This is a genomic window from Micromonospora sp. NPDC049204, assembly GCF_040647935.1.
Classification (GTDB): Bacteria; Actinomycetota; Actinomycetes; order Mycobacteriales; family Micromonosporaceae; genus Micromonospora.
On the sequence record NZ_JBEZDC010000006.1, the window covers coordinates 26,027 to 42,651 of the forward strand.

A 16,625-nucleotide genomic window follows, 5' to 3' on the forward strand; every position below is an offset into this window, starting at 1 on the left:
GGACGAGCACGGCTCGGACGAGCGCGGCGGCTACGGCAAGGACGAGCACGGCTCGGACGAGCGCGGCGGCTACGGCAAGGACGAGCACGGCTCGGACGAGCGCGGCGGCTACGGCAAGGACGAGCACGGCTCGGACGAGGACAGCTGGGAGAAGGAGCGCGAGTTCGTCTACTACGGCGACGCCAAGGTCGACAAGGATGCCAAGCCGGGTCGCTACGAGCTCAAGGGCTCGTGCGGCGAGGGCGAGCTCGTCGTGCTGCCGCACGGCGGTGTCGACGGTGGTGACGGTGGCGCCAGCACCGGTACCGACCGTGGCCTGGCCACCGGCGGGGCGGGCCTGCTCGGCGCTGCCGCGCTCGGCGGGATCGTGCTGATGCGTCGTCGGCGGACCAATGGTTCGCTCGTCTGACGTGACGACGACACGGGCCGGCGGCCGTCACGGGAGACCGTGGCGTGCCGCCGGCGCGGCCGTCGTCGTCACTATGGCCATGCTCGGCGCTGGCATGATCGGCTTCGCTCTGAAGACCACCCCGCAGACCCGACCGCCGCAGCCGCTGGCCCAGGCCGGTCCCGAGGTGAGCGGGCCGGCCGACACCGCCACCGCCGTGCCCCCGGTCGACGGGCAGCCGGTCGGCCAGGGGGACGTTCCGGCCGGGTTGGCGCGCTCCGCGCCGACCAGCATCGAGATCCCCCGGATCGGCGTCAACGCGACGATCCTGTCCCTCGGCACCAACCCGGACGGGACCGTCCAGGTTCCCCCGTTGGAGCAGGCCGACCAGGCTGGCTGGTACGAGCCGGGAGCGAGCCCCGGCGAGACCGGTAACGCGGTCATCGTCGGGCACGTGGACTCGGCGAAGCTCGGCCCGGCCGTCTTCTTCGACCTCGGCTCTCTCGTGCCCGGTGACACCATCACGGTGCGGCGGGCGGACGGCCAGCCGGCCGCGTTCCAGGTCGACTCGGTGAAGTCGTACCCGAAGACGGCCTTCCCCACCGAGTTGGTGTACGGACCGAGCGACCGGCCCGGTCTGCGGGTGGTCACCTGCGGTGGTCAGTTCGACGAGGCCGCCAAGAGCTACCCGGACAACATCGTCGTCTTCGCCACCCTGGTGGCCTGATCGGGGACGAAACGAAACGCGGTCCGGCCGGTCGGGTCACCCCGACCGGCCGGACCGCGTCCGGCGTACCGACTCAGGCGGCCGCGGAGGTCCGCACCAGGGTGCGGATCTGGCGCAGCAGCACCGACAGGGCGGCGAGATCCGCCCGCGACTCGTCGAACTCCCCCATCGCCCGCCGGGCGCGGTGGATCGAGGTCGCGTTCGACTGCTCCCACTGCTGCACCCGCTCGTGCGGCGGCAGGTCCTCCGGGGTGGAGTCGAACACCTCCGCGGTGAGCGCGGCCAGCGCGGCGTACAGGTCGTAGCGCAGCGCCATCCGAGCCAACGTCTGCCAGCGGTCCTCGCGAGGCAGCAGGGAGATCTTCGACAGCAGCGAGTCCACCCGGAACAGGTCGGACAGCACGAAGTAGACCGAGGCCACCTCGCTGACGTCCCGCCCGCTGGCGTTCGCCGTCTCCACCACGTCCATCAGACCGAAGCTGTACATCAGCCGGGTCGCGCGTTCCGCCAGCTCGCGGGGCAGCCCACGCTCGGTCATCGAGTCCATGTGCGCGGCGATGCCCTGCCGCTCGTTGCCGTAGAACAGTTCCTCCAGCCCCGGCAGCAGCCGGGTTACACCGTCGCGCAGCCGGGCGATCTCGGCCGGCACGTCGATCGGTGAACGCCGGTTGGACACCAGCCACCGCACGGCCCGGTCGAGCAGCCGACGGGTGTCCAGGTAGACACTCGTCTGCAACTCCGGCGCGACCTTGTTGTCCAGCGCCTCGACCGCGTCCCACAGGTCGCGGAGGCCGAACACCTCGCTGACCACCACGTAGGCCCGGATCACGTCCGCCGCGCTGGCCGCCGTCTCCTCGACCACCCGGAAGATGAACGAGATGCCACCCCGGTTGATCGCCTCGTTGACCAGCACGGTGGTGACGATGTCGCGGCGCAGTCGGTGCTGGCCCATCCGGTCGGCGAAGCGCTCACGCATCGGCGTCGGGAAGTAGTTGACCAGGACCTCGGTCGTCCACTCCTCGTCCGCCAGACCCTCGGTGAGGATCTCCCGCTCCAGGACGATCTTCACGTACGCGAGCAGCACCGCGAACTCCGGCGCGGTCAGCCCGGACTCGCTGCGGACCGCCAACTCCTCATCCGGCGGCAGCGCCTCCAGCGCCCGGTCCAACCCACCCGACCGCTCCAACTCGTTGATCATCCGGCGGTGCACCGGAAGCAGCGAGGCGGCCTGGGCCTGGGCGTTGTTGATCGCCCGCGCCTGGTCGTAGTTGTCCCGCAGCACCAGCTCCGCGACCTCGTCGGTCATCCCGGCCAGCAGCTCGTCGCGCTCGGCCGTGGTCAACTCGCCGTCGGCCACCGCCGTGTTCAGCAGGATCTTGATGTTCACCTCGTGGTCGGAGGTGTCCACGCCGGCCGCGTTGTCGATGAAGTCGGAGAAGATCCGGCCGCCGGTCAACGCGTACTCGATCCGGCCGAGCTGGGTCCAGCCCAGGTTGCCGCCCTCGCCCGCGACCCGGCACCGCAGGTTGCGCCCGTCCACCCGGATCGCGTCGTTGGACTTGTCGCCCACCTCGGCGTTGGTCTGGGTGGACGCCTTGACGTAGGTGCCGATGCCGCCATTCCAGAACAGGTCCACCGGAGCGGTGACGATCGCCTTCATCAGCTCCTGCGGCGACAGGTGCGTGACGTCGTCGTCCAGGCCGATCGCCGCCCGGACCTGCGGCGTGATCGGGATGGACTTCGCGGTACGCGGGAAGATGCCGCCGCCGGCCGAGATCAGCTCCGGGTTGTAGTCCTCCCACGAGGACCGGGGCAGGTCGAACAGCCGCCGCCGCTCCGCGTACGAGGTGGCCGCGTCCGGCTCCGGGTCCAGGAAGATGTGCCGGTGGTCGAAGGCGGCCACCAACCGAATGTGCTCGGACAGCAGCATCCCGTTGCCGAACACGTCGCCGGACATGTCGCCGACGCCGACCACCGTGAAGTCCTGGGTCTGGGTGTCCAGGCCCAACTCCCGGAAGTGCCGCTTCACCGACTCCCAGGCGCCCCGGGCGGTGATGCCCATCTTCTTGTGGTCGTAGCCGGCGGAGCCGCCGGAGGCGAAGGCGTCGCCCAGCCAGAAGTTGTGTGCCGTGGAGATCTCGTTGGCGATGTCGGAGAACGTCGCCGTGCCCTTGTCCGCCGCGACCACCAGGTACGGGTCGTCGGCATCGTGCCGGACCACGTCCTCGGGCGGCACGATCTGCCCGCTGACGATGTTGTCGGTGACGTCGAGCATCGCGCCGACGAACTCCTGGTAGCAGGCGACCGCCTCGTCCCGGTCACCCGGCTTCTGCTTCAGCACGAAGCCGCCCTTGGCGCCCACCGGCACGATCACGGTGTTCTTCACCATCTGCGCCTTGACCAGGCCGAGCACCTCGGTCCGGAAGTCCTCCCGACGGTCGGACCAGCGCAGCCCGCCCCGGGCCACCGGCCCGAACCGCAGGTGTACGCCCTCGAAGCGGGGCGAGTAGACGAAGATCTCGAACTTCGGTCGGGGCGCGGGCAGGTCCGGGATGGCCTGCGGGTCGAGCTTGAACGCCACGTACGCCTTCGGTCGCCCGTCGGCGCGCTTCTGGTAGAAGCTGGTCCGCAGGGTCGCCTCGATCAGCGTCAGGTACGACCGCAGGATCCGGTCCTGGTCGAGGCTGGCCACGTCGTCCAGCCCGGCCCGGATCGTCTCGACCAGCTCACCGCTGCGCTGCTGCCGCTGCTCGGTGGTCTGCTCGCCCGGCGCGAACCGGGTCTCGAACAGCTCCACCAGCAACGCGGCGAGCTTCGGGTACGCGATGAACGTCTGCTCCATGTAGTCCTGGGAGAAGACCGTGCCGGCCTGCCGCAGGTACTTCGCGTACGCCCGCAGCACCACCACCTGCCGCCAGGTGAGCCCGCCGCGCAGCACCAGCTCGTTGAACCGGTCCACCTCGGCCTCACCGCGCCAGGCCGCCGCGAAGGCGTTCTCCACGTGCGGGCGCACCTCGGACAGCTCGTGGTGCCCCTCGGGCAGCATCAGGCCGAAGTCGTACAGGTAGACGCGCCCGTCGATCCGGTCCACCTCGTACGGGTGCTCGTCGACCACCCGCACACCGAGGGAGTGCAGCACCGGCAGCACGGCGGAGAGCATCATCGGTTCGCCGTACCGGTAGACCTTGAACCGGACGTCCATCGCCTCGGCCAAATCCGCGCCGGGGACCCGGGTGCCCGGCCGGGGCGCCAACTGCTTACGGAAGAGGTGCATCTCCAGCTGGCCGGGCTCCTCCAGCAGCTCCAGCTTCGCCAGGTCCTTCATCGCCTCGTACGGCGTGTGCCCGTCCTTGTAGCCCTCCGGGAACGCGTCGGCGTACCTGGTGAACAGGTGCTTGGCCTGCTCGTCGCCGAGCTTGCGCTCCAGCACCAGCCGGTAGTCGTCGTCCCAGAGTCGGGTCGCGTCGGCCAACTCCTCGGCCAACAGGTCGGCGTCGATGTCGCCGGGCGGTCGCGTCGGGTCGGTACGCACGATGAAGTGCACCCGGGCCAGCATCGACTCGGTGACACGGGTGGTGTAGTCCACCCCGACACCGTTCAGCTCCCGCAGCAGGATGTCCTGCATGCGCAGCCGGTTCTGCGTGGTGAACCGGTCCCGGGGCAGGTAGATCAGGCAGGAGATGAACCGCCCGTACGCGTCCCGGCGCAGGAAGACCCGCAGCTGCCGACGACCGGCCATCCGCAGTACGCCGATCACCGCGTGGTAGAGGTCGTCGGTCTTGATCTGGAACAGCTCGTCGCGGGGGTAGGTCTCCAGGATCTGGATCAGATCCTTGCCCGAGTGGCTGCGCCGGCTCAGGCCGGAGCGGTCCAGCACCTCGGCCACCTTGCGGCGCACCACCGGCAACTCCCGGACGCTGGTCCGGTACGCGGCGGTGGAGAACAGGCCGAGGAAGCGCCGTTCGCCGATCACCTCGCCGGCCTCGTTGAAGATCTTGAAGCCGATGTAGTCCAGGTACGCCGAGCGGTGCACGGTGGCCCGCGAGTTGGCCTTGGTGATGATGAGCAGGCGCTTCTCCAGCACCTTGTCGTGCGCCTCCGGCGTCATCGACGCCAGCGGCCGAGCCTCCGGCGCGTCGGAGCGCAGGATGCCCAGACCCGTGCCGAGCACCGCCTCCAACGCCTTGCCGTCGACCTCGTCGCCGGCATCGCCGCTCGCGACGTCGACCAGCCGGTACTCCCGGTAGCCGAGGAAGGTGAAGTGGTCGTGGGCCAGCCACCGCAGCAGCTCCACCGAGTCGGTGATGTCCTTCTCCGGCACCGGCGGCCGGTTCTCGGCGGTACGCGCGGAGGCCAACTCGTCGGCGAGCGCGAGCGAGCGCTGACGCATCTTCGGCCAGTCCTCCACCGCCTCCCGCACGTCGGTGAGCACCCGCTGCAGCTCGCGGCGCAGCCGGTCCCGCTCGGCCGCGTCCCGGACCGGGTCGATCTCGATCCGCATCCAGCTCTCGATGATGTCGCCGGCGATCGCGTCGTCCGGCTCCACGTCCGCCGAGACCTCGGTGAGGCGGCCCAACGGCTCCCGCCGCACCACCACCAGCGGGTGCACCAGCAGATGCACGTCCAGGTGGTACGAGTTGAGCAGCGCGGTCACCGAGTCGACCAGGAACGGCATGTCGTCGGTGACGATCTCGACGACCGTGTGGTGCTGGTCGGCGTGCGGCTCGTGGATCCGCAGCTTCAACTCGCCCGGCACCCGCTGTTGGGCGAGGTCCCGGTGCGCCCGGGCCGCGTCGAGCATCTCTTCCGCCGTGAAGCCGACCAGCTCCTCGTCCGGTGCGAACCGCCAGAAACGGCCGACGAGTGTCGCCGCGTCGTGGTCGTCCCCCGCGAGCGCGACAGCCTGAGCCACCAGCCGCTCCGCGTTGGGAACTGGTTCGTCGAGCTCGGCGTCCTCCACGTCGTCGGCCAACGCCTCGGTGGGCAGGCCCAGATCGTAGATGGTGTCGATGCTCGACCCGGTCAGCCCCGTGACTCCCGTGTCGAGCCGGCCGTAGCCGTCCCCGTCGGTCGCCGAATCGAAGCTGTCGTCGTCCCGGCCGGAGTCATCCTGCCGGAGGTCGGGTTCCGGTTTGATCGCCGGACGCCGGTCCATCGGTGCCACTCCCCTCGACCCACCGCGTTGTGGGTCACTCTGCCGCTCAGCCTAGGCCCTGCCGTTGTGCGCCTTCGTCGGCGGACCACTGGCCAGACGTCCGGATCGGGACTTTGTCCTTTCACCCGTTGCGGGTCCGAGGTTGGCCGGCTGCGGGATACCCCGCCACGCGATGTTCATCACACCGGCCCGGCCCGTCTTTGAGCGCGCCCGCCATGCTGGGGGACGTTGGGGACGGCGTCGGCGTACTACCGTGCGAAGGCGCTCCGAGATCGGAAGGACCAGCTTCATGCCCTCGTCGTACCCCCGGCCCCTCCGGCCGAACCCCGTCCGCCGTGTGGCCGCCGCCCTCACCGCGGCGCTGCTCATGGCCGGCGTTCTGGTTGGCTGCTCGGCTGACGACGGGCCGGAGGGCAGTCTCGACGCCTTCCTCGCCGGTTGGCGCAGCGGCGATCTCCAGGCGGTCGGTCTGATCGACCCGACCGGCAGCAAGCTGCCCTCGACCGAGGTGAGTCGCCAGATCAAGGAGCTCTCCGGTGAGCTGGCGGCGACCCCGCCCACGCTGACGCGTCGTGGCGAGCCGAAGGTGAAGGCGGACATCGCCACCACAACCGTCCAGGTGGAGTGGAAGCTGCCCGGTCAGACCCCCTGGACTTACGACCGGGAGGTGCGTCTCGCCAAGGGCGACGACGACCAGTGGCAGGTGATCTGGGAGCCGAAGGTGGTGCACGAGCAGCTCACCGAGGGTGACCGGTTGGCGTTGCGCCGCGACGCCAGCACCCGCGCCGGGGTGCTGGACGCCGCCGGCCAACCGATCGTGACCCCCCGGCCGGTGGTGCGGGTCGGCGTGCAGCCCGACGGGGTCACCGATCTCGGCAAGCTCGTCAAGGACCTCGACGCGGCGTTCAAGGCCATCCGCCCGGCGCTGGTCCCCGGCGTCGACCTGGCCGACCTGCCCGACCGGGTGACCAAGGCCGAGCCGGGCGCCTTCGTCGAGGTGGTGTCGCTCCGCGAGGAGGCGTACCGGCAGATCAAGCCCCGGATCTACGACCTGCCCGGCACCAAGTTCGTCTCCGACAAGATCGACCTGGCGCCCACCCGCGAGTTCGCCCGTGCGGTGCTCGGCTCGGTCGACCCGGCGCAGGCCGACGACCTCGCCGCACACCCCGACCGGTACGTCGTCGGCGACCTGGTCGGGCACGGCGGGCTGCAGGGCCGCTACGACGAGCGACTGCGCGGTGGCCCCGGGCTGACCGTGGTGGTCGAGCGTCCCGTCGAGGGCGGCAAACTGGAACCGACCGGCACCGAGTTGTTCCGCCGGGAGCCGCAGCCCGGTCAGGCGCTGAAGACCACGCTTGACGTCGCCGTCCAGAATGCGGCCGACGGGGCCCTGCGCGCCGAGCCACGGCGGTCCTCGATGGTGGCGCTCCGGATCAGCGATGGTGCCGTGCTCGCCGCGGCGAACGGCCCTGGCCCGGCCGGGGAGAATCTGGCCTTCGACGCTCAGGTGCCTCCGGGCTCCACGTTCAAGATGGTCAGCGCGCTCGGCCTGCTGGACCGGGGTGCGGTCACTCTGGACGGGCCGGTGGCCTGCCCGAAGACCTTCACCGTGGACGGTCGCTCCTTCAAGAACTCCGACAACTTCGAACTCGGCTCGGTGCCGTTCCGCACCGACTTCGCCAAGTCCTGCAACACGGCGTTCGCCTCGCTCGCGCCGAAGCTCGGCGGTGACGGGCTGGCCGCCGCCGGCCGCTCGTTGGGCCTGGAGGGTCAGTGGGACCTCGGCACGGACGCCTTCACCGGCAAGGTGTCCGCGGGTGGCAGCCCGGCCGAGCAGGCCGCGGCATCGTTCGGGCAGGGCACCACGCTGGTCAGCCCGCTGGCCATGGCCGGTGCCACCGCGGCGGTCGCCCGAGGCCGCTTCGAGCAGCCGAAACTGCTCATCGACCCGGCGCCGGCCAAGCCGGCCCCGCCGGGCGAGCAACTCAAGCCGGAATCGGTCGCGGCACTGCGCGCGATGATGCGCGAGGTGGTCACCACGGGCACCGGCAGCGCGCTGAAGGACGTGCCGGGCGAGGTCTACGGCAAGACCGGCACCGCCGAGTACGACGACAACCCGGCCCATACCCACGCCTGGTTCGTCGGTTGGCGGGGCGACGTGGCGTTCGCCGTCTTCGTGGAGAAGGGCGGCGCCAGCACGGCGTCGGCCGTCCCGATCGCCGAGCGCTTCCTCCGCGCCCTCCCCCCGTCCTGACACCAACGCCGCTCAGGAACGCCCAGCCCCGACCCGCCGCCCAACCCCGACCGCACGCCCAGCCGGCAACCCCCGCCCAGCCCGAACCGCACGCCCGGCCGGCACCCCCGCGCACCGCTCCGGCGTTGATCCACTCGGTTTTGCTGAAACCGCGCTATCCGAGCCACTCGGACGCCGCGACATCATGAAAGCCGAGTCGATCATGACCCGGCGGGGCGGCGTTCGGGTCAGGCGGTGTCGGCTTTGCGATGGTCCGGGGCATTCTCGGCCGGTGGGGAGGGTCGGCGGAGCAGACCCGGGCCGGCCGACGCGGGTGGGCCGACCGGCTCCCGCTCGGTCGTGGCCGGGAGGTGGGCCGCGCCCTCGGCGGAGTCACCACCGAATCGGCCGGAAGCAGCCACCGCACCATCGGGGCGGTCGATGCCGGCCCGGTCATCGGCGACGGCTCCCGGATCGGCGGACCCCGCCTCCGGGAGCGGCGTGGCATCGACGGCCGGAGACCACGAGGGGGCATCGGCGAAGGACGCCGCGCCGCCGATCACACCAGCCACCCCACCAAGCCGCTCCGCGCGGTCCAGTCCACCGATCCGCTCCGCGCGGTCCACCCCACCAACCCGCTCCGCGCGGTCCACCCCACCAACCCGCTCCGCGCGGTCCAACCCACCTGCACCTTCGTCGTGGCCGGGTCGCTCGGTGGGAGCCGGGGTCCGGCCGTTGCCGCGGCGGGGGCCGGGGGTCGGCCGGGACGACAGCAGCCGGGGCGGCACCGCCTCCGGGGCGGTGACCGGGGCCAGGCCGGCGACGACGGTGTTGACGATCTCGGCCGCGTACGAGCCGTCGGGGTCGTAGTCGGGGTCGAACACGGTCAGCTCCACGCCGAGGCAGTGTGGGGTGTCGACCAGGCCGGCGAGCAGGATCTCCAGCTCGGCGAAGGCGATCCCACCGGGGTCGGGGGCATCGACGGCGGGCATCACCGCGGGGTCGAGCACGTCCACGTCGATGTGCACCCAGTAGCCCGCGCAGTCGGCGAGCTGCTCGTGCGCCCACTGCGCGGTCCGGGCGGCGCCCTCGGCGCGCAGCGCCGGCACCGGCCGGGTGGTGATCCCGGCGGCCTGGAGGTCGAGCCGGTACTCGTCCTGGGCTCGGATGCCCAACACCACCACGTCGATGTCGCGGAAGTAGGGCCGGCGGCCCTCGATCGCGGCCAGGTCGGCCTGGCCGCGCCCGGTGACGAGGGCCAGGTCCTCCCCGGCGGCCGCCCCGACGTAGGAGGCGTTGCCGGGGTGCCGGAAGTCGGAGTGCCCGTCGACGAAGACCAGCCCGATCCGCCCGCCGACGGCTTCACCGAGGCGGTGCATGGCCAGCGCCGAGCCGAGCAGCACGGAGCAGTCGCCGCCCAGCACCACCGGGAACTCGCCCCGGTCGATGATCGAGCCGATCCGCTCGGCGAGGGCCAGCGAGTAGTCGGCGATCTCCCGGGCGTGGCACACCCCGTCGCCGGGCCGCCAGTCGCCCGGGTCGTACCGTGCCGGGGTGACGCAGCCGGCGTCGCGGGCGCGGAGCCGGGCCAGCAGTTCGTGGTCGCGCAGTGCGCCGGGCGCCTTGGCGCACCCGGGGACCGACGTGGACGTCGGCGGCCGCAGACCGAGATTTGTCGGCGCGTCGAGGACGGCGATCCGGCGCATCATGAGCTCCCGTCCTCGTTGGTCGGGCGGGCCGGCCGGAACGCCGGCCCGCGCTGGCGTGCTGTGAACTCAGAACAGGGCGCTGGCCAACGCCCGGCGCGCCGAGGCGACGGCCGGATCGTCCGGGCCGGCGATGGAGAAGAGCGAGACCAGGTGCTGGCGGGCGGTCTCCCGGTCTTCTCCGGCGGTGCGCCGGACCAGACCGACGAGCCGGGCGTACGCCTGCTCGGCCAGACCGCTGAGCACCTCGATGTCGGCGGCCAGCAGCTGCGCGGCCACGTCGTCGGGGGCGCTCTCGGCGGCGGCCAGCGCGGCGGCCGGGTCCGCGCCGGCGACCCGGCGGGCCACCCCGACCTGGGCCAGCCCGGCGGTGGCCGCGGCGTCCGCCGGGGCGTCGGCCAGAATCTTCCGGTACGCCTGCTCGGCGGCGTCCAGGTCGCCGCTCATCAGCGCGTCGTCGGCCTCGTCGAGGCGGGGGTCCTCCGGCTCGGCGACTGTCACGCCGCCGGCCTTGAGTACGGCCTGGATCCACTGCCGCAACTGGGCCTCGGGCACCACGCCGGAGAAGGCGTCGACCGGCTGGCCGCCGACGACCGCGTAGACCATGGGGATGCCCTGGACTCGGAACATCTGTGCGATTCGCGGATTTTCCTGCACGTCGACCCGGGCCAGCACCCAGGTGCCGCCGCCCTCGGCGTTCAACTGCTCCAGGACCGGGGCGAACTCGTCGCTCTCCGGGAAGCCGGCCGCGCCGAAGAACACGACGACGGGCACGGCCATCGACCGTTCGAGCACCTCGGACTGGATTGTCGCCTCGGTGACGTCGACGATGGCGGTGCTCCCGCCGGCGGTGGGCGCGCCGGGGGTGCCGTTGGACGGGCCGCCCTGTGGGGGCGTGCCGGGGCGGGTACTTGCTGGTGCGGGGCCACGCAGCGTGCTGAGGTCGACCGCGCCGCGGGTGAAGATCGACGAGGTGATCCGTGGGTCGCTCATGGTTACCTAGTCTCGCACGTGAGCCCCCGATCTCAGGTCACCCACAACCCCGACGTTGCAACTCTCACGCCCCACCCCCACCCCCGGCGATCGGGCATTTCTGCCGCCAGGAAGTGGGCGGCGGGTGCGTGATCGACGGGGGTGGTGGTATGGGTCAGAAGCGGGCGGGTTCGCGGTGGGTGCCCCACTCGGCGCGGAGGGCGTCGCAGATCTCACCGAGGGTCGCTTCGGCGCGGACGGCGTCGAGCATCGCGGGGATCATGTTCTCGTCGGTGCGGCTGACGTCGACCATCCGGGCCACCGCCGCGCGGACCGCCGACTCGTCCCGCGCACCCTTGCGCTCGGCCAGCACCCGGCGCTGCTCCAGCTCCACCTCGTGCGAGATGCGCAGGATCTCCAGCTCCTTGGCGACCGTACCGGTGTGGCAGTTGACCCCGACGATCTTCTTGTCACCCTTCTCCAGGGCCTGCTGGTAGACGAAGGCCGACTCGGCGATGTGCCCGGTGAACCACCCGTCCTCGATGCCGCGCAGGATGCCCGAGGTCATCGGGCCGATCTGGTGCGGCCCGTCCCCGCCGAGCTGCCGGATCCGGGCGAAGATCTCCTCCGCCTCGGCCTCGATCTTGTCGGTCAGCGCCTCGACGTACCAGGAGCCGCCGAGCGGGTCGGCCACGTTGACCACGCCGATCTCCTCCATCAGCACCTGCTGGGTACGCAGGGCGATCTCGGCTGACTCGTCGGTGGGCAGCGCCAGGGTCTCGTCGAGCGCGTTGGTGTGCAGCGAGTTCGTGCCGCCCAGCACCGCCGCGAGCGCCTCGACAGCGGTCCGTACGACGTTGTTGACCGGCTGCTGCGCGGTCAGCGACACCCCGGCGGTCTGCGTGTGGAAACGCAGCCACAGGGCCTTCTCGCTTGTCGCGCCGTAGACGTCGCGCAGCCAGCGGGCCCAGATTCGGCGGGCGGCGCGGAACTTGGCGATCTCCTCGAAGAAGTCGAGGTGCGAGTCGAAGAAGAAGCTCAGCCCCGGCGCGAACACGTTCACGTCCAAGCCGCGCGAGAGGCCCAGCTCGACGTACCCGAAACCGTCGGCCAGGGTGTACGCCAACTCCTGCGCGGCGGTCGAGCCGGCCTCGCGGATGTGGTAGCCGGAGACCGACAGCGGCTTGTAGCGCGGGATCTCGGCGGCGCAGTATTCCATCAGGTCGCCGATCAGGCGCAGGTGCGGCTCCGGGTCGAAGAGCCACTCCTTCTGCGCGATGTACTCCTTGAAGATGTCGGTCTGCAGCGTGCCGTCCAGCTTGGACAGGTCGGCACCCTGCCGCTCGGCGGCGACCAGGTACATGCAGAACACCGGCACGGCCGGACCGGAGATCGTCATCGAGGTGGTGACGTCGGCCAGGTCGATGCCGTCGAAGAGCGCCTGCATGTCGGTGGCGGTGTCGATGGCGACGCCACAGTGGCCGACCTCGCCGAGCGCCTGCGGGTCGTCCGAGTCGCGGCCCATCAGCGTCGGCATGTCGAACGCGACCGAGAGGCCGCCACCGCCGGCGCCGAGGATCATCTTGTAGCGCTCGTTCGTCTGCTGGGCGTTACCGAAGCCGGCGAACTGCCGGATCGTCCAGGTCCGCCCGCGGTAGCCGGTCGGATAGAGACCCCGGGTGTACGGGTACTCGCCCGGCCAGCCGATCCGCTCGAAGCCCGGGTACGCGCTGCCCTCGGGCGGCCCGTAGACCGGTTCGACCGGCATCCCGGAGAGCGTGGTGAAGTCAGCGTCGCGCTTGCGTGCGGCGTCGTACCGGGCCTGCCAACGCGCCCGTCCGGCGTCGATCTCGTCGGCGTCCATGAGCAGGGCTCCTCCTCGGGTCCTCGACTGCACGTCGAGTGTAGGGCCCACACCTGAACGATCGCTAAGTCCCGTCGTACCGACCGGTAACGTGCGAGCTGGGCCTTAGACGGCCGGCCCGCCCATCGCCACGTCGTCGACCCGGATGTTGACCTCGTCGACCCGCAGCCCGTACGCCTCGACCGCCTCGGTCACCCGAGCCCGCACCTGCCCGGTGATCTCCGGGACCGGCTGGCCGGCGTGAATCACCAGCACCAGGTTGACCACCGCGGCATCGCCGGTCACGTGGGCCGAGCAGCCCCGTCGGGCATCGCCCACCTGATCCAGCCCGACCCGGTCCAGCACCGAGTTGAAGAATCGGGCCACGTCCCCGCCCAACTCGGCCACTCCGGGAACAGCGCGGGCCGCCGCGACGGCGATCTTCTCGATCACCTCGTCGGACACCTGCGTCGTTCCGCCGGCCCCCGCCGACGCCGTGGTCAGCTCCCGCGTCACCTCGTGGTCCATCGCCACTCCCCCTGCTCCTCGCGCCACCGCGCCGGCACACCGCCCGGCCCCCACCGCCGTGGGGCGCTGCGAGCCTACAAGGAGGGAATGCCACCAGGGTGTCCCCGGTGGACGGTCAGCGGGCGAGCTGGGCGAGCAGTTCGTCCGCCGCCCGGTAGGGGTCGATCGCGCCCTCGGCCACCTTGGCGGCGAGCGTGGCCAACTCCGTACCGTCGCGCAGTGAGCCGATCCGGGCGCGCAGGGTGCCGAGCGCGATCGCCTCGACCTCGGCGGCGGCCCGCGCCTCCTGGCGCCGACGCAGCTCGCCGTGCTCGACGAGCCAACCCCGGTGCTTGTCGATCGCCGCCGCGATCTCGTCGATGCCCTCGCCGCGCGCGGCGACCGAGCGGACCACCTGCGGTCTCCACTGCCCCGGGCCACGCTCACCGAGGGCGATCATGCCCTGGATGTCGCGGACGGTGGCGTCGACGCCGTCCCGGTCGGCCTTGTTGACCACGAACACGTCGGCGATCTCCAGGATGCCGGCCTTGACCGCCTGGATCGCGTCACCCATGCCGGGAGCGAGCAGCACCAGCGTGGTGTCGGCCAGCGAGGCCACCTCCACCTCGGCCTGTCCGACCCCGACGGTCTCCACCAGCACCACGTCACAGCCGGCGCCCTCCAGCACCCGGACCGCCTGCGGCGTCGCCGCGGCCAACCCGCCGAGGTGACCCCGGCTGGACATGGACCGGATGTAGACGCCCGGATCGGTGGCGTGGTCCTGCATCCTTACCCGGTCGCCGAGGATCGCTCCACCGGTGAACGGGCTGGACGGGTCGACCGCCAGCACGCCGACCCGGTGCCCCTTCGCCCGCAGCGCGCGGACCAGCTCGTTCGTGGTGGTCGACTTACCCACCCCGGGCGAACCGGTCAGCCCGACGACCTGGGCCTGCCCGGCGTACGGCGCCAACGCGGCGGCGATCGCCGGCAGCAGCTCGTCGCCGTTCTCCACGAGGGTGATCAGCCGGGCCACCGCGCGGGGGTCACCCGCGCGGGCGCGTTCGACAAGCATCGGTACGTCCCGGGTGCGGCGCACCGACGTGGCACCCGCGGACGGGACGCGCTCCGCCGCGTCGCTCACCGCACCACCCTTGTTCGCGACCGCGGCGCTCGCAGAACCGGCTCACGTCCCGCGGTCACTGGTCCACCGCAGCCTTGCCCGGCACGTGGATGATCAGCGCGTCGCCCTGACCACCGCCACCGCAGAGCGCCGCCGCGCCGGTACCGCCGCCGCGCCGCTTCAGCTCCAGAGCGAGGGTGAGGACGAGACGAGCGCCGGACATGCCGATCGGGTGCCCCAGCGCGATGGCGCCGCCGTTGACGTTGACCCTGTCCGGGCTGATGCCGAGGTCCCGGGTGGACTGCACACCGACCTGCGCGAACGCCTCGTTGATCTCGATCAGGTCCAGGTCGGCGACGCTCAGGCCGCCCTTCTTCAACGCGTGGTTGATCGCGTTGGACGGCTGCGAGTGCAGGGAGTTGTCCGGGCCGGCCACGTTGCCGTGCGCACCGATCTCGGCCAGCCAGGTCAGCCCCAGCTCGATGGCCTTGGCCTTGCTCATCACGAGCACGGCGGCGGCGCCGTCGGAGATCGGCGACGAACTGCCGGCGGTGATGGTGCCGTCCTTGGCGAAGGCGGGGCGCAACTTGGCCAACGACCCGACGGTGGTATCCGGGCGGATGCCCTCGTCCTCGCTGATCACCAGCGGGTCACCCTTGCGCTGCGGGATCACCACCGGGGCGATCTCGTCGGCGAAGTGACCGTTCTTCTGCGCGGCGGCGGCCCGCTGGTGGCTGGCGGCGGCGAACGCGTCCTGCTCCTCGCGGGTGATGCCGTGCCGGGCACCGAGGCGCTCGGTCGACTCGCCCATCGAGCAGCAGTCAAAGGCGTCGCTGAGCCCGTCGTGCGCCATGTGGTCCTTGACCACCACGTCGCCGTACTTGTGGCCGGTGCGCTGACCCATCAGCAGGTGCGGGGCGTTGGTCATCGACTCCATGCCGCCGGCCACCACGATGTCGAACTCGCCGGCACGGATCAGCTGGTCGGCCAGGGCGATCGCGTCCAGGCCGGAGAGGCAGACCTTGTTGATGGTCAGCGCCGGCACCGACATCGGCACGCCGGCCTCGACCGCGGCCTGCCGCGCCGGAATCTGACCGGCGCCGGCCTGCAGCACCTGCCCCATGATCACGTACTGGACCTGGTCCGGGCTGACCCCGGCCCGCTCCAGCGCGGCCTTGATGGCGATCCCGCCCAGCTTCGTGGCCGGAAGGTCCTTGAGGTTGCCCAGCAGCCGGCCCATCGGGGTCCGCGCGCCGCTGACGATCACCGAAGCCATGCCTGCCTCCGAGGGGGGTGCCGAGCTGTACGCCTTAACGATTGTTCGGTCAGACTAGCGCCATGACTGAGAACTCCTCCGCCGAGCCTGGTGCCGACTCCGTCACAGACATCGGGCTTCGCAAAATCGACCACGTCGGGATCGCCGTGGCCGACCTGGACGCCGCCATCGACTTCTACCAGCGGACGTTCGGGATGCGCTGTGTGCACGTCGAGACCAACGCCGAGCAGGGCGTGCGGGAGGCGATGCTGGCCGTCGGGCCGACCACCGAGGGTGGCTGCGTGCAACTGCTCGCCCCGCTCTCCCCGGAGTCGACGATCGCCAAGTTCCTGGACCGCAACGGTCCGGGTGTGCAGCAGGTCGCGTACACGGTGGTGGACATCGACGCGGCGTGCGCGGCGCTGCGCGCCCGGGGGATGCGGCTGCTCTACGAGACACCGCGGCGCGGCACCGCGGACAGCCGGATCAACTTCGTCCACCCGAAGGACGCCGGTGGCGTCCTCGTCGAACTGGTCCAACCCGCCCCCACCGCCCACTGACCCCCGCACGTGGCGCACCGTCCCGCGCCACGTGCGCGCACGTCAGTGCGCGGTTGGTGGGGCGGCCGGACACCTTCACGCATCGGCGGATGCAGTTTTTCACAGAGGACTTCCCGGTCTAGCTACCGTTCAGTAACGTCCGGCCCCACCGGAGCGCGA

General features: G+C 71.5%; 9 protein-coding genes and 2 pseudogenes. 4 read left to right on the top strand and 7 right to left on the bottom strand.

All coding sequences use genetic code 11. The features are described 5' to 3' along the window. Together AB0A90_RS13480 and AB0A90_RS13485 are read left to right on the top strand one after the other, a co-directional pair. Nucleotides 1-409 (top strand): annotated as a pseudogene (locus tag AB0A90_RS13480) (hypothetical protein); the annotation flags it as partial. Nucleotide 410: 1 nt separating this feature from the next. Further along, nucleotides 411-1,115, top strand: coding sequence for a class F sortase (locus tag AB0A90_RS13485; RefSeq protein ID WP_357246248.1), 705 nt, complete (start codon nt 411-413; stop codon nt 1,113-1,115). Between the two features lie 73 nt (nt 1,116-1,188). On the opposite strand, the gene AB0A90_RS13490 is transcribed toward AB0A90_RS13485, so the two are convergent. Then, entirely contained in the window at nt 1,189-6,270 is a 5,082-nt protein-coding gene (locus AB0A90_RS13490) for an NAD-glutamate dehydrogenase (protein WP_357246250.1), read from the bottom strand. Between the two features lie 289 nt (nt 6,271-6,559). Here AB0A90_RS13490 and AB0A90_RS13495 point away from each other — a divergent pair, with 289 nt between their 5' ends. Next, nucleotides 6,560-8,524, top strand: a complete 1,965-nt coding sequence (locus AB0A90_RS13495) for a penicillin-binding transpeptidase domain-containing protein (RefSeq protein ID WP_357246253.1) — start codon at nt 6,560-6,562, stop codon at nt 8,522-8,524. 731 nt (nt 8,525-9,255) lie between these two features. Here the strand turns inward: AB0A90_RS13495 and AB0A90_RS13500 are convergent. The 6 genes and pseudogenes from AB0A90_RS13500 to AB0A90_RS13525 all read right to left on the bottom strand — a co-directional run. Then, nucleotides 9,256-10,212, bottom strand: a pseudogene (locus tag AB0A90_RS13500) (arginase family protein); the annotation flags it as partial. A 66-nt stretch (nt 10,213-10,278) separates the two neighbouring features. After that, nucleotides 10,279-11,202: a tetratricopeptide repeat protein gene (locus AB0A90_RS13505; RefSeq protein ID WP_357246255.1), complete on the bottom strand. Its 924-nt coding sequence runs from the start codon at nt 11,200-11,202 to the stop codon at nt 10,279-10,281. 154 nt (nt 11,203-11,356) lie between these two features. Further along, entirely contained in the window at nt 11,357-13,045 is a 1,689-nt protein-coding gene (locus AB0A90_RS13510) for a methylmalonyl-CoA mutase family protein (protein ID WP_357246258.1), read from the bottom strand. A 105-nt stretch (nt 13,046-13,150) separates the two neighbouring features. Then, the gene (locus tag AB0A90_RS13515) at nt 13,151-13,552 is read right to left on the bottom strand and encodes an Asp23/Gls24 family envelope stress response protein (RefSeq protein WP_357246261.1); all 402 of its coding nucleotides are present in this window, start codon (nt 13,550-13,552) and stop codon (nt 13,151-13,153) included. Nucleotides 13,553-13,667: 115 nt separating this feature from the next. Next, nucleotides 13,668-14,672, bottom strand: coding sequence for a methylmalonyl Co-A mutase-associated GTPase MeaB (meaB, locus tag AB0A90_RS13520; RefSeq protein ID WP_357246264.1), 1,005 nt, complete (start codon nt 14,670-14,672; stop codon nt 13,668-13,670). 55 nt (nt 14,673-14,727) lie between these two features. Further along, nucleotides 14,728-15,927 (bottom strand): acetyl-CoA C-acetyltransferase, encoded by a 1,200-nt coding sequence (locus AB0A90_RS13525; protein ID WP_357246267.1) that lies wholly within the window; start codon nt 15,925-15,927, stop codon nt 14,728-14,730. Between the two features lie 62 nt (nt 15,928-15,989). Here AB0A90_RS13525 and mce point away from each other — a divergent pair, with 62 nt between their 5' ends. Next, complete coding sequence (gene mce / locus AB0A90_RS13530) at nt 15,990-16,466, top strand: methylmalonyl-CoA epimerase (protein ID WP_357246270.1); 477 nt, start codon at nt 15,990-15,992, stop codon at nt 16,464-16,466. The last annotated feature ends 159 nt before the right edge of the window (nt 16,467-16,625 follow it).

Excerpts from the sequence above, each read along its gene's own strand:
- AB0A90_RS13490 (WP_357246250.1), bottom strand. The coding sequence starts at position 6,270 with ATGGACCGGCGTCCGGCGATCAAACCGGAACCCGACCTCCGGCAGGAT.
- AB0A90_RS13515 (WP_357246261.1), bottom strand. The coding sequence starts at position 13,552 with ATGGACCACGAGGTGACGCGGGAGCTGACCACGGCGTCGGCGGGGGCC.
- AB0A90_RS13505 (WP_357246255.1), bottom strand. The coding sequence starts at position 11,202 with ATGAGCGACCCACGGATCACCTCGTCGATCTTCACCCGCGGCGCGGTC.
- AB0A90_RS13525 (WP_357246267.1), bottom strand. The coding sequence starts at position 15,927 with ATGGCTTCGGTGATCGTCAGCGGCGCGCGGACCCCGATGGGCCGGCTG.
- AB0A90_RS13495 (WP_357246253.1), top strand. The coding sequence starts at position 6,560 with ATGCCCTCGTCGTACCCCCGGCCCCTCCGGCCGAACCCCGTCCGCCGT.
- AB0A90_RS13510 (WP_357246258.1), bottom strand. The coding sequence starts at position 13,045 with ATGGACGCCGACGAGATCGACGCCGGACGGGCGCGTTGGCAGGCCCGG.
- mce (WP_357246270.1), top strand. The coding sequence starts at position 15,990 with ATGACTGAGAACTCCTCCGCCGAGCCTGGTGCCGACTCCGTCACAGAC.